Below are 24,183 nucleotides of genomic sequence, written 5' to 3'. Positions count from 1 at the left end.
TCGCTACGCTCACGTTGCAGTTGTTGCAGGGGTTCGCTACGCTCACGTTGCAGTTGTTGCAGGGTTCGCTACGCTCACGTTGCAGTTGTTGCAGGGATTCGCTACGCTCACGTTGCAGGGGTTTCATAGGTTGCAAGTTGTGTATACTCTGCAACATGCAACACCTGCAACCGGAGCGAAGCGACCCTGCAACCGGAGCGAAGCGACCCTGCAACCGGAGCGCAGCGACTAATCAAAGATCACTTCCGTAGCACCGTACCCATATTTCTTATGGTATTCGTTCTTAAATTTCCTTACGTAGCGGGTTTTTTCAAGCGTTTTATGGATTTCCCGTTTCAGGATGCCGTTACCTACGCCGTGAATGATGAAGATGTTGTCGACACCAAGCTTGAGTGCCATCTGAAGGTAGTTCTCGAAGTACCGCATTTGGGTAGACAGCACCTGGTCTTTAGGGACCGATTCGGGCTCACGGACCAGGGCCGGAAGGTGCAAATCGATGGTGTTTTCGAATTCCATTTTTGCGTGTAGCTCATTTTGAACGGGCTTCGTTGCTGGCAGTTCTTTCGCCGGTTTACTGGCTACATGTGCCTTCGTGATGGCTTTCAGAGTAGGACCATGGGGCGCGGCCGCAGGTGCAGATTCAGGTTTGGAGAGCAACGGGAAGACAACATAAAGGTGAGCTTCCCGGTATAATTCCGGCACATCGGTATACTTGCCAAAAAACTGCTTGCCCTTGATATGGACCTTCTGAAAATGGCGGGGACCAGTACCGCCGGGTACCACGGTACGAATGTCCAATTCGCAGCTCAGTTTCTCATTAAGCCAACGGTATTCCACTGGTTCCAGGCGTTTCTTGGCGTAGGGATCCATCTGGCCGACTTTTACCCAGCGCCGATCCGAATGGGTCAGGGTTTTGAACTCGTATACGATCTTATGGGGGGTACTGTTCAACAAGTAGACTTCGTAGGCAATCGGTTCGGCGTTATTATCGAGCACGGTGTCGAAGGCAATCTGAACACCGTTACCTTCCGTTACCTCTTTATTACTGATCTCCTGGGGTGGGGGAGCGGGAGTTCTGGGCGTTTCTTTCTGCTGCCCAACTAATTCCAACGCCTCTTCGGGGATGGGAATATGGCCGAGGCCGCCATCCAGTTTGACTTGCACCAATCCGCCAGGCAGCAAATTGGTTACTTCTCCGTTGTTTTCGGTACGCTTCATGCGTACTAGTTGTCCTATCTTAAATTTCATGACAACGAAGGTAGGCTAAGGAAGGTGACTGAAGGTGGATTTATTGGCATCAGGTTGGTCCGGGCTTGTCAAAACCCTGCTCTAAATAACCTTCCCCACCGGGGAACCACGCCGAAGGCGTGGATAAGGGGGAGATTGCACCCGCGGCCGCGCCGGAAGATTATTTTACCAACAACCGCTTTCCTTCTTTCATGTACTCACGTACGTTAAGCCAAAAGGCTACAAAAAAATAGAAAAGCAGAGAGGAACCCAACGAAAGACACGAAAGATAAATGAAGTACATCCGCACCCGACTGCGCTGAATGCCCATACGATCGGCCATCCAGGCACAAACCCCAAAGGCGGAACGTTCCAACTTTTTGCGAAAAATATCCATGTTAAGTCAGTGAAGGTGAGATCGGGTTAAAAAGCTTCCATTAAGATAAGTCAAAAAAGCTGAACTTTGTTGTATCGTTTCAAATTACAGCCCAATTTTCGGTAGCAACCAGTCCTTGGTAACCTCACGTACGGCACCTTCTCCAATGTCCGAAAGTCGGAGCACCTCAATGGCCACCCGACGTAAGCGAAGGACTGGAAAACCTACCGCAGCGCACATGCGCCGGACCTGACGATTTTTTCCTTCGGTAAGCTGAAGCTCCATCCAGGTGTCCGGAATGCTTTTCCTGAACCGTACCGGCGGGTCCCGGTCCGGTATGGATTGGGATTCCGCCTGGGTAAGTAATCTTGGAATTGCCGGCGCGCAATGATGCAATTTGCCCTTAATCCTGATGTTTACTCCTTTTCTGAGTTCGTTTAGTGCTTCCTCCGTAGGCACGCCCTCTACCTGAACCCAATACGACCTTGGATGCTTCCTGCTAGGGTGCAAAAGTGCTTCGTTTAACCTTTTGTCATTTGTAAGAATAAGGAGACCCTCGCTGTCCCGATCAAGGCGACCAACGGGGTAAACGTCAGCTGGGAATTCATGCAAATCACCCAATACCCGATGTTCAGGTACCTCCCGGGTAAACTGACTGAGCATGTCGAAGGGCTTGTTGATCAGGAAGTAGCGTGTCAAATTTTTGGTGGTTGGGGCAGGCAAAGGTAAGAAGTCTCGCGACGGATAAGCACGTTTTGGCCTGGATCAGCAGGGCGATTTTTTTAGCATGAGCTAGCGGCTGGTCTTATCGAAAGCACTAATTAATAAGTAACTGTCATGCAGTTGCCCAACTTTCACCGAACACTATGATGGTTGTTCCGTTTTAATTGTACCAACAATTAAATCTTTTACATGCTATTATATTCGCTTTTCGGCCTGGAATTTGACCTGGACCCACTTTTCAAAGAACTCCAGGGCTGGTGGGTCGGCTTTTTGTCGATGCTTCCAAATTTACTGTTAGCTACCGTGGTGGCCTTAATTGGTTGGATGGTAACGCGCTTCCTGAAGAAGTACTTCAATAAGCTGAGCCATAAACTGGTCGGTGAACCGAAGTTGGCTGGCTTATTGAGCAGCACACTAACCATATTGGTGGTGGTGCTTTTCGGTTTGCTGGTACTTTCTGTGCTACAATTTGAGGGCGCCGTCGATAAAATTATGGCCGCCGGTGGCGTTATTGGTCTGGCGCTTGGTCTGGCTTTTCAAGATCCGATCCTCAACTTCTTCAGTGGTGTTTTACTGACCATCCGAAACCTGTTTCAGGTGGGGGATCTGATCGAGGTCGATGGCTACCTTGGGAAGGTGCGGCAAATTACTCTCCGGCATACGGCCATTGAGACGCTTCAAGGGCAGGACGTGATGATTCCTAACAAAATTGTTGCCCAGACACCACTAACCAATTACGATAAGCTGAAGCAGAGACGGGTAGACGTTGCTTGCGGCGTCAGTTACGGTGATGACCTGGCCAAAGTGAAAAACGTTACCATCAAGGCGATTAAAGAAAACGTAGCGCACGACGAGAAGAAGGGAATTCAACTTTTCTTCAATGAATTCGGAGGGAGTTCCGTCAACTATACCTTACGCTTCTGGCTGGCCGATAGAAGGACGGGGCAGGGGGATTTTTTATCCGCTCAAAGTGACGCCATCATGGCCATTATGAATGCCTACAACGCTAACGACATTATGATTCCGTTCCCCATCAGAACGTTGGACTTCGGCATCAAGGGTGGAGAAAAGCTTTCGGCAATGCTGGACGCCAAAAAGATGCAAAATAATTCTTCCGCAAGTGATTCAGAAAACGAACATGCGGTGAATGGAAACGGTTTTAGTGGTTGAAAGAAGCGTTGCACACGCATTAATTAACCAACAACTCCCTTGTGAAAGAGGGAGAATTCTTAAACTTTTATTATGAAATCCCGCATTCTGATATTATCACTGTTTCTTGCTATTTCTGGTGCTTTCTACAGCTGTGCCGAAGGCTCAGATGCTGACCGCGCAACTGACGAAATGGTAGCCGAAACCGAAAACGCGCTGTCCAATCTGGGAGCAGAAGTTACTGAAGAGAGTAACGAATTCGAGGCCGAATTTAAAGAAGCTAAGACAAACATCGGCAAGCGCATGAAAGCGCTTGAAGCTGAGATGGAGACTGCTTCTGATGAGGTCAAATTAGATCTCAAAGAAGAATGGAACGAACTTGAAGCCTGGAGTCGTGACATTGATAGCCGCATGGATCGTGTTGGTAGCAACATGGAAAGTGGTTGGAAGAACTTCAAAGGAGACGTAAAGATGGGCTGGAAAGATTTTTCTAGAGAGTCCAGCAAACTGCTCAAAGACATCGAGCGTAACCTGGATACTGAAGGTGATCTTGACTAAAAAGCCGATTCTGAGGTAGTCAACCTATAAGGTTTTACCGTCTGAAAAAGCCCAAACATAACCTGGCCCGATGATTGTCTTAGGCGGTCATCGGGCTATTTTAATTACAAAAAAATGATCAGAAAAGGAAGCAAAGTCTCCTGGAAATGGGGAAATGGAAAAGCAGAAGGCACCGTAACGGCGACCTACGCTAGAGAGATAACCAAGACCATCAAAGGAAATGAGGTAACCCGAAATGGTACTTCAGACAACAAGGCCCTTCTTATTGAACAGAAAGATGGTGATGAGGTGTTGAAATTAGCGTCTGAGGTTCAACACATTAAAAAATAATCATACCAAATTCTATTAAAACTATTTAACATGAAATACTTACTACTTCTAGCTTTTACTATTAGCAGCTTAGCAGGCTTTGCTCAGGTGACTTCTGCTTCAACCCAGTACAAAAAATTAAACTTCGAATCGCTGCGAATGACCGTAGACGCCGATTACGAAATTGTAGCGGAACAATGGGAGGAATTCTGGAAAGAACGCTACGATGTTGATTTTGACAATCTGGACAAGGAGAAGGCCTCAATTGCATTTTTGGCAGATCAGGCAGCTGTGCCGATCATCAGTGTGAAAAATGCCAACTTATATTCTAAGGTTGGAGGGACAGACATCTCTTCAACTGTAAGCCTCGCAGTAACCTATACCGAAAATGATGTGGTGACCCGAAACACCTACCCCCAGTCTTACGTGGCCGCTGAGGCAATAATGCTGGAATTCAGGACCTACTTCTACACAAAGTATTTTGATGAACAACTCGCTGAGGTGCGTGAGGCGCTCGATGACATACGTGACGACAGCTCTGACGCAAGCGATGATGCTGACAAAGCCCGGAAGAAGATCGAGAAATATGAAGCTAAAATCCGAAAGTTCCAGGACAAAATTGACAAAGAACGTGAGGACTTAGGGGATGAGCTGGAAACCGCTGAAGAAAAGGCAAACCGTGCTAAAGAATTGGAAAGAAAACTAAGAGAGCTCGAAAGAGATCGTGCCCGCTATCTCAAACGATCCTGATCAAAGATGATCCGCAGCAGTTTCACTACCTTCAATATGCTGTTTTTTGTGATGATCACTGGTTTTGTGATATTGCAGGCCCCTAAAGGCAAGGGTTCACCAGTAGACTAACCTAAAATGAGCGCAAATACCCTCAGCATTCATAAGCTGACTTCCGCCTTGATCTGTTTATGTATTGCCATTTCGATGCTGTACATAGGCAGTTCCTTCTTTATTCCACTCACTTATGGCATCTTCTTTGCCTTTATGCTCAAACCAATTTGTGATCGGTTTGAGCGTGTGGTAAAAAACCGGGTACTCGCGATTATTTTAACCCTGTTATCAGTAGGTCTGCTAATTGGCATGATCATCTACTTTTTCTTCTTCCAAATTTCCCAGGTGCTGGGAGAGGCCGGTAACATAGTTGCGAAGTTGGAGGAAGCCAGTAATGCGGTGATGGCCTACTTTGGAGAGTTACTGGGATATACCACCAGGGAAACCTCGGCAATAATTGAAGAAGAGGTAACCAGTGCCATCAACAAACCTTTTGGCATGCTTACCGTCGGCCTTTCCACCTCCGGTATTCTCTTGGCCAACTTTGCACTGGTGGTTATTTATATCTTCTTTTTTCTCCTTTACAGCACTGCCGTAAGACGGTTTGTTCAGGGACAGTTCAGCGACTCCGCCAAGAAAGAAGGAGAGGAGACCTTACGGGAAATACAACACGTTGCGGCTAATTACCTCGGGGGAATGCTGACCGTTATGTTGGTGCTTGGCGTGCTAAATAGCCTTGGTCTGTACCTGATCGGTATCAAATATGCACTGGTATGGGGTTTTCTGGGGGCTTTATTGGCCGTTGTTCCCTACGTTGGTACTACTGTTGGTGGACTGCTTCCCTTTATGTACGCCATTGCAACCACCGACACCGTTTGGCAACCAACGGCTGTGGTCATCCTCTATGTCACAGTACAGTTTGTGGAAGGTAACCTGATCACGCCAAAAGTCGTAGGAAACAGCGTCAAGATCAATGCCCTGGCGGCCGTGGTTTCCATCATTCTTGGTGCTTTGATCTGGGGTATCCCAGGAGTTATTCTTTCCATTCCACTGCTGGCAATGTTCAGAATTATTTTAGATCACATTCCTTCTTTTAAGCCGGTAGCGCTGTTGCTTAGCGACGAGTTGTATGCCGAATCCAACAGGTACCTCAACGAATACAACCATCCGCAATACCGCCTGAGTAGTTTGTTTCAGAAAAGGAAACAAAGGCAAATTGTTACATCAAAAAACGCCGCTCCACCATCGGATGAAGTAACCAAGGCCGATGCCAAGGTAATTTCCGATCCCAAAACCAAGTAAAGAAACGGCAATCCCTGCAGCTAATAACCGCTTATTTTTAAGCGCTGCTGCTACTTGCACTACAAAAATGGGGCCGTAAAAACCAGCTACGTAACTTAAAATAACCGTGTCCCGATCAATTTTAAACAGTTTGCATAGCAGTAGGTGTAACAAGGTCGTTGAGTACAATGCCAGCGCCGAAAAGTAAAGTAAGTCCATGCCGTCAGCGGCAAGGGCGCGGAAATCGGCCATCAGGCCAAGGGCGACACAAAAAATAAGGATGAAGTATTCTCCCAGGGGATAACTATTGCCGATTCGAGTCGGAATCCTGGTAACGGAAACCAGTAATGAAAAGGTGGTGAGCGTTAATATTAACGCCGTCAGGTTGCTGAGTCCACCGGTGAAAAGGTAAACGACGCCCACACTTGCCGCGGTAACCAGCAGGCCCACAACAAGTTGAGGCAGTTGCTGGCTAAACGGTACCTGATCAGTCAGTGATGACTTAATTTCCACGTCGTCTTTATCTGAGGCAGGGAAAAAGTACCCGTAAATGGCTGGTAGAAAAGTCACTAGTCCAAGCAAATAGCTTCCCCCAAGTAAAACGTCTGCGGCTTGTACCAGGACCAGGTACTCTGACGGAGCTTCCAGCGCCAGGCCGATGGCCTGAACATTGGGCGTCCCTCCCGTATACAAGCCGACCAACATACCGCCCACCTTCCAGGAATCGGGTATGGTCCCACTCATGTAGTATCCTACGATGGCTGTGCAGAAAAGTCCGGCAACACAGCACAAGGCGAAGGATAACAGCATCCGGCCGGCATACTGCAGGCTTTCCTTTATTCGTACGGCAAATAGTAACAACGGTAGCCCAATGAGCATACTTGCGCCGGCAACAGCCTCCATGGCGCCATTATCAACGTCCCACAAACGGAGATTACTTACCAGTATCCCGATCAGGTAACAGGCGATGATGGAACTGAGCCATGACGGGAAAAGGCCCGATCGCTCTCCATAACGGGCAAAAAACGGAAAGCCGATGCAGAGGGCAATACTAAGAATCAGCGCAGCCGACATTAAAACCTGAGCTTTAGCACTCTGGCTTTACCAACTGTGGGAATAGTAACCACGTAAAGATTTGTATAATCCAACTCGCTGAACCTCGGGTTTTTATCGGTATCAGCCAGGTAATTCGCCATGGCCGGTGTAGTGTTGCTGTGGCCAACGATAAGCACGGTTTTTCCCCGGAACTTACGTTTTAGTTCTTTGGCAAATAGCTGCAACTCAGCCGGACTATAGGAAATAACCTCAAGGTCAAGTTCCTTAGCCGTAGGTGCCGCAGTCAGTTGAGTACGTCTCGTATCAGTACTGTAAATAGCATCAAGTGAAGTGTTTTTGAGCATTTCCTTCAATCGCTCGGCCCGTTCAGTGCCTTTTTCAGTAAGAATTGGATCCCGGTCAAAATCCTTCTCTGCATGGCGAACAAGAATAAAGGTGGACACTTCGTCCTGACCGTATTTCTCTTCCAGGGTCTTTTTCCCGGTGGTGCAGGAAGTAAGGAAAAGTCCGGTAAACAGGAGCAGTAGGGTAAGCTTTTTAAGTAGTCTCATAGTTTCGCAAAACTAAGATAATTTAGAATGGGTGGCGTGCTTTCGTTTCTATAGGCTATCGAAAGTAGAGAATAGAATAGTTTTGACCAGCTCAAATATTGACGGGGAATCACCTGAAGATCGATTGCTAAGCCCGTTGAAGCAAGTTTACGATTACGCCGGTGCGACTATTGCTCAAGCTAATCCTGCCTGGAGCCCTTCTACCTCCAAGCTCGGAAATTATCAGATAGTGCTAGCTTTGCCCAAATGATCGACCTGAGTAATCTGACCCACATTGCCTTTGATGCCGATGACACCCTCTGGGCGCATGAAAATGTCTTCGTAGATGCCAAAGCGCGTTGCGTAGAATTGTTGCGCCCCTACCTGCAGCCCAAACACAACCTGGAGGAAGAACTCTACCGTTTTGAGCGTAAAAACCTGAAATTATTTGGCTACGGGGTGAAGGGCTTTACGTTATCCATGATTGAAACGGCCATTGAATTATCAAACGGAAAAATCACTGGCGCTGAGATTCAGCGCATCATCGACCTGGCCAAGGAAATGCTGGACCATCCGATCCATTTGTTGGATTACGTACCAGAAGCCATCGCTGCTTTAAAACCACATTTTACCCTGCTGGTGATCACTAAGGGGGACCTTTTTGCTCAGGAGAATAAGATCGCCCGGAGTGGATTGGCGAAAGAGTTTGACATCATCGAGATTGTCTCCGAAAAGGACGAGGCGACCTATCGCAGCCTTCTTCAACGGTATAGCATTGACCCCGCGCATTTTTTGATGCTGGGAAACAGCCTTCGAAGCGATGTGCTGCCGATCATCAATATCGGCGGGCGGGCCCTTCATTTACCTTTTGAGTTCACCTGGCACCACGAAGCAGTGATGGAAACGGCCGAAGAGTATTGGCAGCCAGATAGTCTATGGGTCGGGGTGGAGGCTATTTTGGCGGCTCGAGGGTAGTTTTTTGGGCGTGGCCGCAGGTGCAAGGGAAGCGGGGCAAGAGCAAGGTAGGGTAGGGCCCATGGCACCATTACCCCTCCACTGCACCTGCGGCCCCGCCTACTCATTATTATATACCCAAACCACTTCGTGAAGAGTATAGCGCTCTACTCCTTAAAGATGACCGTTTTGGCTGAGTACGTAGTAACCCCTACTCCGGTTAAAACGTAATTATACGCTTGTTAAAGCTACTGAGACTCGTCTACCTTGTATCAAAATCAAGTACTGTCCTTCAGGCCTGCTTTGAAGATGTTCAATCGAGCCGTGTGTACGGTTAATCCACCCAGTTCAAATCCATAACCATGCGTAACACCCATAATTTTATTCACCGATTCTATGGCCTTTTTCTACTGTTGGGGCTTTCCTTATTGGTGCTGACCATCGAATCCTGTGAAGATGACGACGATATCTGCCCAGCCATTGAATGTAATACGGGCACGCAAAATCCGGACACCTGTGATTGTGACTGCCCGACGGGCTTTTCCGGCGTCAACTGCCAAATTGAAGACTGCCCTACCATAAACTGCAATACCGGAACTCAGAACGCAGATACCTGCGATTGCGATTGCCCCAGTGGATTCATTGGGGTCAATTGCGAATGCCCAGTTATCGAGTGCAATACGGGCGTGCAAAACCCCGCAACCTGTTCTTGTGACTGCCCGGACGGATTCGCTGGTGTTAACTGTGAAATAGATGAGTCTACCCTTAAAGTCAGGAAGAACGCCAAGGACATGACGCCCCAGGAAATCATTGATTTCGTAAATGCGGTACTTATCCTGAAGGCTACGCCTTCTCCATACAGCGATACGCTATCTTACTACGACAGTTTTGTCCGCTTTCACCAAATGGCCGTGGAGAAATCCAAGTGTGACGGCTTCGGAGTCGCGCACACCAACCCCGCATTTCCCCCATGGCACCGCAAGCTGTTGATCCTGTTCGAAGATGCCCTGAGTGAGGTAAGTGGAAATGACATCGCCCTGCCTTACTGGGATTGGAGCGACCAGGCAAGTACCGATGCTTTGTTCTCTTCGGCGTTCCTGGGAGGAAACGGAGACCCGAACGATGAATACGCCCTGAACGACGGGCCGTTCCGTAAGGACAACTGGCAGATCAACCTGTTTACCATTCTCCCAAATTACGTTGGGCTGAACCCCCACCCGTGGATTGTCAGAAACTTCGGGGCAACCATTGCCGGATCCAATAACTACCCAGGCTATGCCGTCAGCCTTCCGACTATTTCCGAAATTGATAATTGTCTGAGTATTACTACCTACGATATGGCACCATGGGATTGCTCCAACGGCGCTATGCCAAATACCTCCTTCCGGTTTTGTCTGGAAGGGTTCCTCGATGGAGACTGCGCTGGCGCGCAGGCAATGCACAATATCGGGCATGATTGGATCGCCGGGTTCTTCGAAGTACCAGTATCAACCATCGAAATGTTACCTGTTTCGACATCAAATTCCTTTTGTGGTAACATCGCCCGGGATACCGTACCGAACAACGTACGGGTAGGTTCCATGGAACCGCTGGATGTATCCCCCAACGATCCGGCTTTCTTCATTCACCACGCTAACGTCGACCGCATCTGGGCGCAGTGGCAGGACATGCCGGGAAATGCTGAAAACTACGTACCGGTTTCCGGCCAGGCCGGTGGTTACAACCTGAACGACAATATGTACCCCTATGATATCCCGTCTTTCCAGATGGTGCCAGCCATGATGGTCCACGGGGATACGCCGGCCAGTATGCTCGATTACCGGGCTTTGGGGTATAAATATGAGTAATGGCGTAAACAGCATATTCATCGGGTCCGGATCTGTTGCCTGATTTTGTCGTTATGCTTTTCAGGCCCCCCGATAGCTGTCGGGGCAGGTGCAAAGTCGGGAACGGTAAGGATACTCCAGTGCCCGCTTTTTCGCAATTGACGGTCAATCGGGGCAGGTGCAAAGTCGGGAACGGTAAGGGCACTCCAGTGCCCGCTTTTTCGCAATTGACGGTCAATCGGGGCAGGTACAAAGTCGGGAACGGTAAGGATGCTCCAGTACCCGCTTTTTCGCAAGGGGCGGGCACTGGAGTGGCCTTACCAATGTAAGCCTACCTAATTACCAGGGCATTTCACGTTCGCTTAATACTCCGATACCCCGACAACGTGACAACCGGACTTCTTCTTATCAGGCGCGGCCGCAGGTGCAGAGAAAGGGTTTAAAGGAGCAAAGGAAGAAGGGGCAAACATTCCTTTTTCCTTGCTTCTTTTCCCTTTACCCCCTTACTCCATTGCCCCCTTGTCCTTTAACCTGGTACCTGCGCGCCGCCGCCCAGATCCAAGCGAAAAACACTTACCTTGCGGTCCCGGATGTCAAGCTGAAATTGCCTGATATACGCCACCAATGCTACACCCGTAGCCGTTTGTAAACGCATAAAAACGTTTATAAACGCATAAAAAACGACTAGCCGCAATCGGATACCGGTACTTGCGGCCATGACGAAAATGACCACGGACCTAATGGCCACCAACCCCGAACTGGAACTTGCCTATCGCTACATCAGCCAAACCAACCGCCACCTCTTCCTCACGGGAAAGGCCGGCACTGGTAAAACCACCTTCCTGCACCGGGTAAAGGCGGAGATTCCTAAGCGGATGGCCGTAGTTGCCCCAACCGGTGTGGCTGCGATCAATGCCAAGGGAGTCACCATTCATAGCCTTTTTCAGTTGCCCTTCGGCACCCTCATGCCCGAGCGGATGAAGCAGGAGTTGCACACCCGTCGGTTTAGTGACAAGAAAAAGAAGTTGATCCGTAGCCTGGATCTGCTGATCATCGATGAGATCAGTATGGTTCGCGCTGATATGCTGGACGCAATCGACGCGGTGTTGCGTCACGTACGGCGTAAAGAAGAGCCCTTCGGCGGCGTGCAATTACTGATGATCGGCGACCTCCACCAGCTACCGCCGGTAGTCAAGGACAGCGACTGGCGGGAGATGCGCGAACTGTACAAAACGAGTTATTTCTTTGCCAGCCAGGCCTTGCGGGAAGCCAGGTCTCAGGTCATCCAGCTGAAGCACATTTACCGGCAAAGCGACGAGGTGTTCATCGGTTTGCTCAATAAGGTTCGTAATAATCAAATGGACCAGGAGGTTTTCGATACCCTGAATTCACGGTACCGCAAGGACTTTCGTCCGGCAGACGATGAGGGCTACATTACCCTGTCTTCCCATAATCACACCTCGCGGAAGATCAACAAGGAAAAGCTGGATCAACTGGCTGGCAAAGCCTATAAATTTAAGGCGATGGTCACCGGGACTTTCCCCGAGTCCATGTACCCCAATGAGGAAGAACTGACCTTTAAAATCGGTGCACAAGTGATGTTCAATAAGAACGATTCCGGCGAAGTACGGGAGTATTTCAATGGCAAAATTGGTCGTATTACCGCGATTAGCGGGCCGGAAATTACGGTCAGTTGCCCGGATGGTGCCAGAATTACGGTAACGCCGGTAGAATGGGAAAACCGCCGGTACAGCCTTGGGAAAAACAAAGAAGTCGAAGAAGACATCATCGGTACCTACGAGCAACATCCGCTGAAACTTGCCTGGTCAATTACCATCCATAAAAGCCAGGGCCTCACCTTCGATAAGGTCGTGATCGATGCCGGATCCGCCTTCGCCCACGGGCAGGTTTATGTGGCCCTAAGCCGGTGTAGAACCTTTGAAGGCATCGTGCTACGTACGAAAATCGGCACGGACAGCGTGAAAACAGATACGGTGGTCCGGAGTTATTCCGAGCATGCGGAGGAGAACCAGCCGACGGAGGAGAGTCTGCGAAATGACCAACGGGCCTACGAAATCAAGTGCCTGAACGAGCTATTTACCTTCAAAGAGGTAGAATATGCGGCCAAACAGCTACAACGTGTCCTCTTCGAGCACGAGCGCGCCATCCAGGGAGATGCTCACGGAGAGTACCATAAAATGCACGAAACGCTGAAGGCTAAAGCGATCAAAATCGGCCACGGATTCCTTGGCCATATTGTCAACTACGGCAAGGCCGAAGCACTGCCGTCCGAAAACGAAGAACTCGGCGAACGCCTGACCAAAGCGGGCCAGTACTTTGCCAGATACCTGGGAGATGAGATCTTGCCGGAACTGGCCATGTTTGGCGTAATGACTGATAACCAAGCGGTAAAGACCGCGGTTGATGAGAGGTTGGAGACCCTGGTCCGTCTGTTGTTCGGCAAGCTGGTTGGCTTCAAAACGCTCGAAAATGGCTACGATCCAGCAGCCTACATTACTGCCCGGACCAACGCAGAACTTGATTTTAAGAAAAAGCAAGGCTCTCCGGCAACCCAAAAGCCCAAAACCATTTTACCAAAGGATCTGGCGCACCCCGAACTCTACCTCAAACTCACCGAATGGCGCGCTGCGCTCGCCCTGGAAACCAACAAGCCGGCTTACACCATTGCTCACAACTCGGCCCTGCTGGAAGTCGCCGCGCTGTTGCCGACCACCAAGCCCGGCATGCTTCGAATAAAGGGATTTGGTCCGAAATCCTTCGAAAAGCATGGCGCGGCGATCGTCGCGATCGTCGAAGACTACCTGAGCGACAAACAGGTTGAGAAGACCGACTTATGGTCTGCGGTCAAAGCTGATACTAAGCAAGTTTCCCTGGACCTCCACCGGGAAGGTAAATCCTTGGACGAAATCGCCGAGTTGCGTGAACTGAAACCTTCTACCATAGAAACACATCTGACGCACTGGGTTAAGGAAGGGGAGCTTAAGGTGGAGGAGGTTATCCCGCAGGAGACGATTGACGTGATCCTGCCTTACTTTCAGGAAAGCCCTGAAGCTGAGTTGAAGGATGCGGTCAACCATTTCGGGGGGAAGTACTCTTATGGGGTGGTTCGGTTGGTTAGGGAGATGGTTGGAGAGGGGTGAGTCCATTACGCAAATGAGTCATGGTAATTGTTAAGTGCCATTTATCTTGAACGAAATCTGACAGTCAAGTCAATACGCTATATGTTTTACTTCAATATATCCATACAAGTTCTCAGTGACTTGATTAGGTCAGGGACTTTCCCATTAGCTACAACAGCTTCCCCTCTATTTAAGAAATTATCAGCATCTAATATAACCCTCCAGCCATTGTTGGTGGAGTACACCGTAAGGTCAACTTTATTACCCAGAGATCCGATTACATCATCGTATTGGGTTAATACTGGCGGATTACCGGAGTTGATGATGACCAAAAACTTGTTTAGGCGTTCTTGTAAATAGTCAATATCTTCGTAATTAAGAACAGCGCTGTAAAGTTGGGCTCCGGCACTTCCATAATTTATTGTATTAAATAGGCACCGCTTAATGGTCTTTCCCGTCTTTTCTTCTGTAAATCTTACAAGTTGGATTTTTACGCCTCCAACCTATCCGATATCCTGAAATTCCTTTTTAATAGGATACTCAATATTGTAAAGGCTATCTATGTGAACGGTCCGTGATTGAGCAAAAATAAAGAAAGGAAGCAGTGTAGCAATGAGTGCAAAAAAAATATTTTTCATAGAAAGGAAGATTTAAGAGATTCAATTGCAAAGGCTTCTATCTACATATTGCTTTTTACCGCTGGCCGTAAGGTAGTAGCACCCTCCCCGTGGCCCCCGAATATATCTCCTCGAACTTGTACTTGTCCTAGGTGTGGTAGTAGTCCTTTTCTGTTTGGGTGAGGTTGTATATGCCGATGATCTACTTGAAGGCGAATAGCTGCTGCCGGGCTTTTTGTTCATAGATTTCCAGCAGCCCCATTCTTGGAATGTGTAATTTTCAGTTCGTTCTATCTTCAATGAATAATAATCTTCGGAGTATTTGCCATCCCCGTATTGGTCAATCTGACACCATAAGGTTACCAAACCATCCTTATACTCAACCTCTTTGGGCAACACTTCTATATATAATTTCGAAGCGTCACCATCAGACCCAGTAAGCTTAACCAGAGCTCTACCAGAAACGACCCACTTCTTATTCAGGAACTGTGTCCATCCAGAATATTTCTCGATTTCTTCTTTTTCAACTAAGCTTTTTTTATTCATGCTGAGATAAATGTCTTCACTTGTGTCATCATGAACACAGCTATAATACATCTGTGCCTTTACTGACATAGACAATACCAGAGTCATTAGAAGAAGGAATAATTTCACGGATTAATATTTAGGTTTAGAATCCATTCCAACAGGAAAGTACATTTGGTTTGTATATAGGTGATTGCAAATTACAATAAAAATGATGCGTTTTCTTTTTTTGCTTAAAAAGCAAACGAGGAGAAAAATGACTTCCATAGAAACTATCGCGATTATCGTCCTAAGGTCATGTCGACTTAAAGATAGACCTAGTACAGTATAAACTAAATTTTTAGAAATTTAGAGGGGCCCAAATTTCGCGTAGCGAATACACAATAGTTACCCTGGACGAAGTCCGGGGTAACGGACTTACCGCTAGCGGTACGACGCTAAGCGTCGTCAAATAAAAAGGGCACTTTCGTTACCTGGGACCGCGTCGTTCCTCCTTGTCCCAGGCAACTCAAGTGCAGTCGCTACGCGACAAGTAAAAAAACAGTGAAAATTTAGTTTACACTGGACTAGTCGAAATGAGAAGCTACCCCCAAAACAAAGAACCCCGGCAAGCCAAGGCTTACCGGGGTTAACAACTGAGTCAGTTAGGGTGAAAGACCGGTCTCGAACCGGCGACCTCCGGAATCACAATCCGGCGCTCTAACCAACTGAGCTACAATCACCATTTATCTGGGCTGGACTCAGTTGTATTCATACTTAGTATTAAAGCGCCGCAAAGATAAAAAGTTCCCCGCAACGATAAAACTTTTATGGCAGGTATTTTTTCAGGGCAGCCGCCATTTTTTGCTGCAGGGCCAGGGCGGAGGCGCGGGCAGCATCCATAAAGTCTTCACCTTCACCTGCGTAGAGGATTCCCCGACTGCTGTTCACCAGCAGACCACAATGATCATTCATGCCGTGCTTACAAACGCCTTCCAGGTCGCCTCCCTGCGCCCCGATGCCCGGAACGAGGAAAAAATGGTCGGGCGTAAGCGCCCGAAGCTCGGCAAATTTCTCCGCCTGAGTTGCGCCGCAGACGAACATAAGTTGGTCGGCGCTGCCCCATTCAGTGGCACGCTTCATCACTTTGGCGTACAATGGCTGACCACCATCCTGGCTGGCATGCTGGAAATCCTGGCTCCCTTTATTACTGGTAAGGGCCAGCAGAATGGCCCATTTACCGTCGTATTCCAGGAAGGGTTCTACTGAGTCCGCCCCCATATAGGGGGCGACGGTTACCGAATCGGCCCCCAGGGTATGAAAGGCAAAGCTGGCGTAGTACCGACTGGTGTTACCGATGTCTCCGCGTTTGGCATCCGCAATAACGAAGTGTTCCTCACCGATGTAATCAATGGTTTCTTTCAGGATGCGCATGCCGTCCAGTCCCAAGGCTTCGTAGAACGCCGTATTGGGCTTGTAGGCTACGCACAGATCCCTGGTAGCATCGATGATGGCGCGGTTGAAGGCCAAAACATCACCATTCAGGTGAGCGGGTATTTTTTTTGGGTCGGCGTCCAGTCCGACGCAAAGGAAGCTCTCTTTGCGCTTTATCTGTTCAAATAGTTGGGCACGGGTCATTGGGCAGGTATTATGTAGGGGTAGATGATCCGGGTTTCGAAATCGTTGGGATCCTCCGCCTGAAGTGGGCCAACGGTATATTCTTCGATGCTGGGTAAGGCATGTTCCAGGCCACGACGCTTCAGTTCCTGGTCAAGGCTCACGTGCATCGCACTCAGCGCCTCGTAGGTGCCTTTGAAGTCTAATGCAATGGCTTTGGTTGCGGGCAGCGTGATGGTGACGTACGGTGGTAGTTTAGTGCCGGCAGCTACCGGGAGCGCGACGGCTGCATCTCCCCAGCCACGATCGGTGTCCCAGACGTAAATCAGGGCGGTCATCGGGCCGGTGGCAACAATGCCTCCCTTGGTGGCGGCAACGGAAAGTGCTTCGCTTTCCATACCCAGGAAACCATTCATGTCCAGGAACGAAAGTTCCTGGCGAAAGACTAGGTAGTGACGTTCGGGAAGATCCAGGTCGATGTAATCCAGCTTCATTACCTGAACGGAGGTATCTCCACCCTCGAGGGTAGTAGAAAGGATCTCCTCTTCTTCAGCCGGAACCTTTGTGGCATCGCCACAGCTGTAAAAGCTGATCAGGCAAAAAAGGAGGACGGTAAACCGTAGTGCTTGGAACATGCTATTCAAATTTGGCGCAAAGGTATACTACGCCAGGTAGTTTGTCAATGTTGGACATTGGTATTGGACCTTAAGGTCCGGTAGTTGCAAACCGGACCAGGAGGTTCGGAACCCTGCTCCTAAAACCCCTCCCTTGCACCTGCGACCTCGCCTGAATCGCATCATGCCACTAGCGGACAAGTGTGAAAGAACCACTGCGAACCTCTGTTTCTCCGTCCCATCGTTCATAGGAGACGACGTACGAATACACGGCTGAGGGAGCATATTGTCCACCGGGGGAGACCCCGGCCCACCCCTCGTTTGGGTCATTTACCGGGAAGTCTATGTTGCCAAATACCTGGTTGCCCCAGCGATCAAAAATGCGGAGGAAGTTGATGTTAGACACAAATTCGGCGTTGCCGAATACAGTGTACACGTCGTTTATTCCATCCGCGTTGGCCGGGCTGAAAGCAGTAGGCATATAAATCAGGTCCTCTTCGTCAACAATTACGTTTTGCCGCATGGTGAGGACGCATCCGTTGGTGTCCGTTACCGTGACCGTGGCAATGAAGGTTTCTAAGGGGGAGGCGACTACGGGGTCAGGACAGGTCAGACACGTAAGCGTATCGCTGATGTTTCCCCAGGTCCAATTGGCTAATTCACCATCCGTACGGTTTGTGTTTATTCCTAATACAGCATCGTCACCTAGCCGGATAACGACGTCTTCAGCCGTTCCGGTAAATTCACCACCTTCAAATATCTGAAACGTGTCTCGTAGCTCACAACCGAACTGATCGGTAACGACCAGAACGTTTGTCCCGACCCGAAGACCACGCAGGCCAAAACCGAAGGGTTCGGTTTCTCCCGTTGGGCTGCTGTAGGTGAACGGACCATTCAGTCCAACTACATCCGTCACAAACAGGCGACCGCCTACTTCAGGGCAGGGTGGTTGCTGCAGCGAATAGCTGACGGAAGTCGCCGCTTCTGAGAATACCTGTACCGTATCAAAACTGCTGCAGCCTGACACCGGGTGGATCACTTCAAGAATATGTTGACCTTCTTCGAAGGTAAAGGTCTGAAGTCCCTCTCCGATTACATCGCCCGCTGGTCCGTACCAGCGTACCTCCGTTCCATTTAACCGGGGGGAGGCACTACCGTTCAGCACGGTACCGCTTCCATTACAGATCAGCGGTTGGTCCGTACCCGCATTTGGTGCAAGTGTTGAACCATTGAGAACGACGGAAATGGATTCGGTGGTCGTACAGCCATTCAGGGTGTCAGTGATCAGTACACTGTACGTACCGGCACCTCCTGCCAGGGCGGTTGCTTCATTAGTGGATCCGATGATCATCCCGTTTGGTGTAACCCATTCAAATCGATAGGGTCCATTGGCTACGACCCCAATCAAAACTTCCGGTTCTCTACAGGTAGAAGAGACTGAAGGTGCAGGAACGGATACAACTGGATCGGCCCGGTCAATGATTACCGAGGTTTGAACAGTTGTAGGACAGCCATTGTCCCTTCTGGTTACGGCCACCTCGTAATTACCGGTAGTTGAGGTGTTGGGCAGGGTTGCCGCAGTACCAACCACTGAGCCGTTAAGACGCCACTCGTAGTCGACGGGGTCAGTGTATCCCGGGTGGCTAACGGTAAGGTCTACAGTCGAATTCGTACAGTTAATCTCGTATTGTGTTGGTAACTCCAGGTTCAGGAGGTTGTCACTTCGGCCAATATCAATGGAATCAATGGCCGTACAGCCATTGGCTGGGTTAGTGACCCGGACAAAGTACCTGCCGGTCATAGAGACCATCAATTGACGGTTGGTCCCCAGATCATTACCCGCCGAGTCTTCCCATTGATAGTCGACTACGAAGGTATTTTGTTGGGCACTGAGGTTGATGGAGGTCAATCTGCAACTCAGCGAATCAGCCGAGGCTGAAATGGCGGCAAAAACAACGGTTCTACGGTCCTGGATGTTGAAGAGTTGCGTGACCTGGCACATATTCTCGTCGGTAACCGAAAGGGTATATGTGCCGGGGTCTGCTTCCCCAAGCTCACTCGTGGCAGTACCGTTGCTCCACCTGTAGGAAAGCTGACCGGTTCCGCCGGAATAAACGGCGGAAGCATACCCAGATAATTCACAGGTTAGATCTCTGATGCTGTCTGCTGATAAGGTGATTGCGGAGGCAGGTTCAAGAATGGTGAATGTAGTGTCCCACGTACAGGCGAAGGGGGTTGGGTCAGTGACCATTAGATTGTACGTCCCGGCTCGGAGCCCGGAGACGTCAGGACCGGATAAGCCGGGGGTGTCCCAGGTAAAACTGTACGCAGCGTTATTTCCATTTACCACTACGCTGATCGCGCCAGTTGCCTGGCCCTGACACAGGACGTCAGTCACTGTAGGCACTACGTTGAAATCCCCATCCGTTACGTTGGCAATACCTCCGGCAACGCCGGGGCAGCCGTCAGCACCCATCACCGAAATTAACTGGACAGTAGTTTCCGCCGTATAATTCAGGCTGGTATCTCCCGTCGCTACGATGGTCCTGTCCACCATGTTTTCCCGAACAACGAAGGTGAACGGACCGGTGCCGGTAAGGATAATGGGGACATTGGTGTTAAACGGTGCGTTACAAACGGAGAAATTACCTGCCGTGGTAGCTCGGGTGTCGCTGAGGACGATGCGAACTGTATCTCTTAACGAAACGCCACAGGCATCAGTAACCACAAGCGGATAGCTGGTAGAGCCACCAACGGTTGTAACCTGATATAAGCTGTCCGTTCCGGTAGCATTATCCCAGCTATAAGAATATGGTGGAGTACCACCACCTACCGTAGGAATCAGGGTCGATAGTTCGTTCTGGCAGGTTACTGGAGTGTTGTTGACACTAAGGGTTAGCAGTTCAGGTTCAGTGACGACAAAGAATGTATCGAAGAAACACGCACTGGGGGAATTATCCGTAATCCGGACCCGGAAAGTATCTGCTGAGAGGCCGGTAGGGTTAGGGCCGGAAAGCCCCGCGCGTTCCCAGGCATAGGTGTATGCAGAAGGATCACCGTTGACCGTCAGGTCCAGCGCTCCGTCGTTCCCACCACGGCAGTTTACGTTGTTCCCGGCATTGGTTACTACAAAATCTGCATCGATGACCCGTGCTGTCCCGCTTGCCCGTCCGGCACATCCATCAGCACCAAAGACTTCCAGTAGTTCAATGGTGGTTGCAGTGGTATAGCGTAACGTCGTATCTCCAGTAACCACCAGCGTACGCTCAATACCGTTTTCCCGGAGGGTAAAGGTGTAACCGGTGCTGCCGGAAAAGGTGACAGGTACATCAACAAAAAACGGTGCATTACATACTCCGAAGGTGCCGGATATAGATGCCTGCACATTTTCAAATGTGTAGGAGACGAAGGCAAAAGCCATTTCTCCGCAAGCATCCGTTATCTCTACCTGGTAGGTGTTTGTTCCTGGAAGGGTAACAATGGCCAATGAACTATCCGTCGCCATACTGTCGGGCCAGGAGTAGGAGTAAGGCGCTGTTCCGCCCATTACCAGAGGGCCGAGGGTGTCTGGTTCGAACGGACAAGTTGCCGTTCCTCGTATCAAGGAAACTGAAAGGGCCATGGGCTCCTCAATCAGAATGGTGGTGTCACGAAAACAGGTCCCATCAGCGGCATCCGTTATTGTTACAGTATAGCTGCCGGCTGAAAGTCCCGTTCTGATGGCTGTTGCCGGGCCAGCGTCGTCCCAGGTAAAGGTAACCGGGACATTTGCCGGGTCCGTTAGGGTAATCTGTCCGTCGTTTCCGGTATTGCAGGTAACGGAATCGACCTGTACATTAAACCTGATGTCAGGATCGGCAACACTTGCCGTACCCATGATCGTATCGCCAGCACAGCCATCTCCATTGGTAATTCCGATGATTGTAATGTCGGCGGGGTAGTCAAACGTCAACGAACTTACTCCCGGGGGGCGGGCTAGGATACGGGTACGACTTATGCCTGCGGAATCTATTTGGATTTCAACGGAATAGGTATCTGCCGGGCCGGAGATGGTGTACGGTATGGTTACTGCACCAGTGTTACAAAGAGAATAACGACCACTCATATCGACGTTAAATACAGGCAGGTTGAGCACTACGGAACCAGAAGCCTCTCTGCCGCAGGAATCCGTAACGATCACCGGGTAAATATTTAGCCCGGGCTGCGTGACGATGGTCAACAGGCTGTCGGTCGTCATACTATCCGGCCAGACAAAGGTGTAATCTCCCGTGCCACCCACAACAATTGGTGCCAGGGTGATGGTCTCACCCGCACAGGTAGGAATGGTATAGTTGAAAGTGTCTATCTCCAAAGCTGCAGGAGACCTCAGGTCATAGCGTACGATGCGTGCACAAGCCGGGTCAATGACCGGAGCAATGCTGACTTCATAAGTACCGGGAAGCAGCATAGTCCTGGTCCCCGTTGTTTCGCTGGGATCGTCCAGCCAGTCAAAGGTGAAATTATTGTTTCCGTCGTTGGTGTTGATCCTGATCGATCCTACGGGTTGATCACAAACTGCCAGTTCAACAACGTCAGTAAACAGAACGTCGGCGGAGCGAACTCGGGCGGTGTCCTGAGAAACGGCACCCCCACAACCACTAAGATCGGTGATGGAACTTACCGTCACATCTGCGTCGATTTCAAAGAGGAAGGTGGTGTCACCGGTCACCTGATAATCTGTAGAGGTGACTACGTTATTCGAGTCTACCCAAAGGGTAATGATGAATGGTCCGGTCCCTAGCCCGCCTACGTCAACAAGCACATCTGCAGTGGGGTTTGAACATAGGGAATAGTCGCCTACCGTGGTAGCTGAGAAATCAGGTGCCAGGATGTCGACCGAGCCAGTGCCCATCAGGCCACACTCGTCGGTGACGTTGACAATGATCGTGGTATCACGTCCAGTAGTCGTATAGGTCACCCGGTTGGTGTCGGCAAGGTTAGGCCACGAAAAGGTGTAGTTCCCGTTCCCTCCAGTAGGAGTTGCGGTTAGTTCAACGTCATTTCCGGCGCAAAGCGTTAGGTCCGGGCCAATGTCTACGGTGTAGTTGACCGCATCCTGAATCCAGAAGGTATCCGCGTTTTCAGAACAGTCGCAAGTACCATCGTAGCGAATAATGAAGGCTTCCAGGCCTTCTCCGAAATCAGCATCGGCAAGGATCGGGATACTAAGCACCGCTGAGGTATCGCCGCCAGGAATGACGAAGGGTGAAGCGGGAAGCAGGTAGTCCGCACCTGCAGTATTACCAGGATCTTCTGTCCGGGTTGCTTCCGTAGCACCTGCACCGAAGAAGGGGATTATGTTATACTTGACGAGTAGGGGACGGTTGATGAAAGGTTCGTCTAGCGTACGCCGGGTAAATTTGATGATGGCGGTATCGCAACCTTCCACGGGTTGAAGTACATCTACCTGAGCGGTGGTGTTGGGTTCTGGCTTGTTGACCAGGCCGGCCAGGAAGGAACCGGCTTCCAGCAAGACGCCGCTGTCGCTAAGGGCGTTGTCAGCGTCTAGTACCACGATTTTTAGCGTGTGCCGGGCACAGGGAGTTACTGCTCCGCGAGCGGTAAGAACCGTGCTGAAACCATCGTAGCCGATACCCGTAAGGCTGGCGGGGTCCGCAGGGGGGCCTGGACAGGGATTATCAAATGCAGGAGTAGTGTTGTTCCGAAAAGAAGCAGCGTCTACTGTTCCCGGATTGAGGGTTGCTGGTGATACGATGTCGTCACTAACCGGTAAACGGGCTATGTTCACAGTGACCCCATCAGGCCCGGTCAGCATAAACCCGAAGGCATCGTTGGCAACGTTGCCCTGCAGGACAGCACAATACTCCTCTGAGAAGAAGATATAATTGAAGCTGATGGTGTCTGTAGTGGGAATGAAGTCGAACTCGAGAATGGCCAGGTCATATATGTCAACTCCGGGGGGGAGGAGGCTGTCTGCGTCTTCATCTATGCCGTTCATGGTGGTGAAAAAGTCGACTGGGCCATTTTGAGAAGCAGCAGGGGTATTGGGACCAGGGGCATTTTGCACCCAGCCCGTTGTGATAATGATTCCCGAGTCGATGCCTATGGACGGCGCGCCATTTCTGAAAATACCGGTCTGACCAAGGAACGTACCGTCTGCTCTAATGCGCCTTCCTCCCCGGATGCTTCCAGGGAAAAGCGCAAAACAAGTATCCTTTCGGAATACGGTATTCAATAGAAAATCTATGTCGTTATTTTCCTCCACTTCCAGAGTGTCTCCCGCCAGCTTTTCCCGATTATTGAGCAGGGAAGGGGGGAGGTTTTTTCCAACTACGAGGGAAATACTATTGAGCTTCGGTGCAAGGGCGTCAAGACAGAAAGAGATGACACCCGCTCCGACGGTCCCCATGAGGTAAGTATTACTTTGTTGGGCAATATCGTTTGGCAGGCTGCTCAGGGCTACGGGAGGGTTGTACTTATCCTGCACCAGATAAACGTGGTAGGTGTCGCCAACGACCAGTCCTTTAAGATTTACAGTAATTTCATTGTTACCCTCAAAATAGATATCGTGCGGCACCAACTTGTTGGTGACGGGTAAATCAATGTTTTGTGCGGAAAGACTCAATCCAAAACTCACCAATACCAGGAGAATCGGAGTGAATAATAAATGCTTCATGTTCATGGCTTGTGCCGGCAGGTTGCTCAAACAACGGAAAGTACGCGTGAAAGCCAGGCTTTCAAAGGCAAAAAAAAGACCTGCTCGAAAAATGTGTCGTCCTTAATATAGTTGCCTGCAAATATAAGTCCAAAATAGAAGGCAGAGGGGGTCTTCCATAGGTTAATATTCCGTATTCGGTGGATGTCCCGAATTTTCTTTAAACTACTGGGGCATAGGGGATGGTCTCAGGTTGAGGCAAAA

At 49.8% G+C, this 24,183-nt stretch carries 18 protein-coding genes and 1 tRNA gene; 8 read left to right on the top strand and 11 right to left on the bottom strand.

The annotated features are described in order from the left end of the window. Positions 1 to 228: 228 nt before the first annotated feature. The 3 genes from B036_RS0120380 to B036_RS0120370 form a co-directional block, all read right to left on the bottom strand. Positions 229 to 1,248, bottom strand: a complete 1,020-nt coding sequence (locus B036_RS0120380; RefSeq protein WP_083926270.1) for a Smr/MutS family protein — start codon at positions 1,246 to 1,248, stop codon at positions 229 to 231. 160 nt (positions 1,249 to 1,408) lie between these two features. Then, the gene (locus B036_RS0120375) at positions 1,409 to 1,624 is read right to left on the bottom strand and encodes a PspC domain-containing protein (protein ID WP_020570587.1); all 216 of its coding nucleotides are present in this window, start codon (positions 1,622 to 1,624) and stop codon (positions 1,409 to 1,411) included. Between the two features lie 84 nt (positions 1,625 to 1,708). Continuing rightward, entirely contained in the window at positions 1,709 to 2,302 is a 594-nt protein-coding gene (locus B036_RS0120370; RefSeq protein WP_157472271.1) for a pseudouridine synthase, read from the bottom strand. Between the two features lie 213 nt (positions 2,303 to 2,515). Between B036_RS0120370 and B036_RS0120365 the strand changes: the two genes are divergently transcribed. The 5 genes from B036_RS0120365 to B036_RS0120345 all read left to right on the top strand — a co-directional run bounded on the left by B036_RS0120365 (position 2,516) and on the right by B036_RS0120345 (position 6,427). Continuing rightward, positions 2,516 to 3,496 (top strand): mechanosensitive ion channel family protein, encoded by a 981-nt coding sequence (locus B036_RS0120365; protein WP_020570585.1) that lies wholly within the window; start codon positions 2,516 to 2,518, stop codon positions 3,494 to 3,496. Between the two features lie 72 nt (positions 3,497 to 3,568). Then, positions 3,569 to 4,033: a hypothetical protein gene (locus tag B036_RS0120360; RefSeq protein WP_020570584.1), complete on the top strand. Its 465-nt coding sequence runs from the start codon at positions 3,569 to 3,571 to the stop codon at positions 4,031 to 4,033. Between the two features lie 114 nt (positions 4,034 to 4,147). Next, the gene (locus tag B036_RS0120355; RefSeq protein ID WP_020570583.1) at positions 4,148 to 4,363 is read left to right on the top strand and encodes a hypervirulence associated TUDOR domain-containing protein; all 216 of its coding nucleotides are present in this window, start codon (positions 4,148 to 4,150) and stop codon (positions 4,361 to 4,363) included. Between the two features lie 30 nt (positions 4,364 to 4,393). Further along, positions 4,394 to 5,092 carry a hypothetical protein gene (locus tag B036_RS0120350; RefSeq protein ID WP_020570582.1) on the top strand — a complete coding sequence of 233 codons (699 nt, stop codon included), beginning with the start codon at positions 4,394 to 4,396 and terminating at the stop codon, positions 5,090 to 5,092. 117 nt (positions 5,093 to 5,209) lie between these two features. Beyond that, positions 5,210 to 6,427 (top strand): AI-2E family transporter, encoded by a 1,218-nt coding sequence (locus B036_RS0120345; protein WP_020570581.1) that lies wholly within the window; start codon positions 5,210 to 5,212, stop codon positions 6,425 to 6,427. Here the strand turns inward: B036_RS0120345 and B036_RS0120340 are convergent. After that, positions 6,350 to 7,480 carry a DUF819 family protein gene (locus B036_RS0120340; protein ID WP_020570580.1) on the bottom strand — a complete coding sequence of 377 codons (1,131 nt, stop codon included), beginning with the start codon at positions 7,478 to 7,480 and terminating at the stop codon, positions 6,350 to 6,352. The two genes, B036_RS0120345 and B036_RS0120340, sit on opposite strands and share 78 nt — an antisense overlap. Further along, positions 7,480 to 8,013 carry a phosphoglycerate mutase family protein gene (locus B036_RS30295; protein WP_020570579.1) on the bottom strand — a complete coding sequence of 178 codons (534 nt, stop codon included), beginning with the start codon at positions 8,011 to 8,013 and terminating at the stop codon, positions 7,480 to 7,482. Before B036_RS30295 ends, B036_RS0120340 begins: the two co-directional genes overlap by 1 nt. 246 nt (positions 8,014 to 8,259) lie before the next feature. Between B036_RS30295 and B036_RS0120330 the strand changes: the two genes are divergently transcribed. Together B036_RS0120330 and B036_RS0120325 are read left to right on the top strand one after the other, a co-directional pair. Next, the gene (locus tag B036_RS0120330; RefSeq protein ID WP_020570578.1) at positions 8,260 to 8,967 is read left to right on the top strand and encodes an HAD family hydrolase; all 708 of its coding nucleotides are present in this window, start codon (positions 8,260 to 8,262) and stop codon (positions 8,965 to 8,967) included. Positions 8,968 to 9,308: 341 nt separating this feature from the next. Then, positions 9,309 to 10,793 (top strand): tyrosinase family protein, encoded by a 1,485-nt coding sequence (locus B036_RS0120325; RefSeq protein ID WP_020570577.1) that lies wholly within the window; start codon positions 9,309 to 9,311, stop codon positions 10,791 to 10,793. Between the two features lie 505 nt (positions 10,794 to 11,298). On the opposite strand, the gene B036_RS34470 is transcribed toward B036_RS0120325, so the two are convergent. Then, a complete protein-coding gene (locus B036_RS34470) occupies positions 11,299 to 11,427 on the bottom strand; it encodes a hypothetical protein (RefSeq protein ID WP_264758375.1) in 129 nt (42 codons plus the stop codon). 61 nt (positions 11,428 to 11,488) lie between these two features. Here B036_RS34470 and B036_RS0120315 point away from each other — a divergent pair, with 61 nt between their 5' ends. Continuing rightward, the gene (locus tag B036_RS0120315) at positions 11,489 to 13,933 is read left to right on the top strand and encodes a helix-turn-helix domain-containing protein (protein WP_020570574.1); all 2,445 of its coding nucleotides are present in this window, start codon (positions 11,489 to 11,491) and stop codon (positions 13,931 to 13,933) included. Positions 13,934 to 14,571: 638 nt separating this feature from the next. On the opposite strand, the gene B036_RS0120300 is transcribed toward B036_RS0120315, so the two are convergent. From B036_RS0120300 to B036_RS0120280, 5 genes are all read right to left on the bottom strand, one after another. After that, complete coding sequence (locus B036_RS0120300) at positions 14,572 to 15,183, bottom strand: hypothetical protein (protein ID WP_157472269.1); 612 nt, start codon at positions 15,181 to 15,183, stop codon at positions 14,572 to 14,574. A 518-nt stretch (positions 15,184 to 15,701) separates the two neighbouring features. Then, positions 15,702 to 15,777 (bottom strand) — tRNA-His (locus tag B036_RS0120295). 84 nt (positions 15,778 to 15,861) lie between these two features. After that, on the bottom strand, positions 15,862 to 16,671 hold the full coding sequence (gene pyrF / locus B036_RS0120290) for an orotidine-5'-phosphate decarboxylase (RefSeq protein WP_020570571.1): 810 nt from the start codon (positions 16,669 to 16,671) through the stop codon (positions 15,862 to 15,864). After that, positions 16,668 to 17,285 carry a hypothetical protein gene (locus B036_RS0120285; RefSeq protein WP_020570570.1) on the bottom strand — a complete coding sequence of 206 codons (618 nt, stop codon included), beginning with the start codon at positions 17,283 to 17,285 and terminating at the stop codon, positions 16,668 to 16,670. The genes pyrF and B036_RS0120285 overlap by 4 nt, the downstream gene beginning before the upstream one ends. A gap of 169 nt (positions 17,286 to 17,454) precedes the next feature. After that, entirely contained in the window at positions 17,455 to 23,940 is a 6,486-nt protein-coding gene (locus tag B036_RS0120280) for a choice-of-anchor L domain-containing protein (RefSeq protein WP_169435082.1), read from the bottom strand. Positions 23,941 to 24,183 lie beyond the last annotated feature (243 nt).

Source organism: Neolewinella persica DSM 23188 (assembly GCF_000373105.1).
Lineage (GTDB): Bacteria > Bacteroidota > Bacteroidia > Chitinophagales > Saprospiraceae > Neolewinella > Neolewinella persica.
The sequence above is the reverse complement of the archived record's forward strand: the minus strand, read 5'-3'. Positions and strand labels throughout refer to the sequence as shown.

Excerpts from the sequence above, each read along its gene's own strand:
- B036_RS0120315 (WP_020570574.1), top strand. The coding sequence starts at position 11,489 with ATGACGAAAATGACCACGGACCTAATGGCCACCAACCCCGAACTGGAA.
- B036_RS0120340 (WP_020570580.1), bottom strand. The coding sequence starts at position 7,480 with ATGTCGGCTGCGCTGATTCTTAGTATTGCCCTCTGCATCGGCTTTCCG.
- B036_RS0120360 (WP_020570584.1), top strand. The coding sequence starts at position 3,569 with ATGAAATCCCGCATTCTGATATTATCACTGTTTCTTGCTATTTCTGGT.
- B036_RS0120355 (WP_020570583.1), top strand. The coding sequence starts at position 4,148 with ATGATCAGAAAAGGAAGCAAAGTCTCCTGGAAATGGGGAAATGGAAAA.
- B036_RS0120375 (WP_020570587.1), bottom strand. The coding sequence starts at position 1,624 with ATGGATATTTTTCGCAAAAAGTTGGAACGTTCCGCCTTTGGGGTTTGT.
- B036_RS34470 (WP_264758375.1), bottom strand. The coding sequence starts at position 11,427 with ATGCGTTTACAAACGGCTACGGGTGTAGCATTGGTGGCGTATATCAGG.
- pyrF (WP_020570571.1), bottom strand. The coding sequence starts at position 16,671 with ATGACCCGTGCCCAACTATTTGAACAGATAAAGCGCAAAGAGAGCTTC.
- B036_RS0120345 (WP_020570581.1), top strand. The coding sequence starts at position 5,210 with ATGAGCGCAAATACCCTCAGCATTCATAAGCTGACTTCCGCCTTGATC.
- B036_RS30295 (WP_020570579.1), bottom strand. The coding sequence starts at position 8,013 with ATGAGACTACTTAAAAAGCTTACCCTACTGCTCCTGTTTACCGGACTT.
- B036_RS0120280 (WP_169435082.1), bottom strand. The coding sequence starts at position 23,940 with ATGAAGCATTTATTATTCACTCCGATTCTCCTGGTATTGGTGAGTTTT.
- B036_RS0120325 (WP_020570577.1), top strand. The coding sequence starts at position 9,309 with ATGCGTAACACCCATAATTTTATTCACCGATTCTATGGCCTTTTTCTA.
- B036_RS0120330 (WP_020570578.1), top strand. The coding sequence starts at position 8,260 with ATGATCGACCTGAGTAATCTGACCCACATTGCCTTTGATGCCGATGAC.
- B036_RS0120285 (WP_020570570.1), bottom strand. The coding sequence starts at position 17,285 with ATGTTCCAAGCACTACGGTTTACCGTCCTCCTTTTTTGCCTGATCAGC.
- B036_RS0120350 (WP_020570582.1), top strand. The coding sequence starts at position 4,394 with ATGAAATACTTACTACTTCTAGCTTTTACTATTAGCAGCTTAGCAGGC.
- B036_RS0120365 (WP_020570585.1), top strand. The coding sequence starts at position 2,516 with ATGCTATTATATTCGCTTTTCGGCCTGGAATTTGACCTGGACCCACTT.
- B036_RS0120380 (WP_083926270.1), bottom strand. The coding sequence starts at position 1,248 with ATGAAATTTAAGATAGGACAACTAGTACGCATGAAGCGTACCGAAAAC.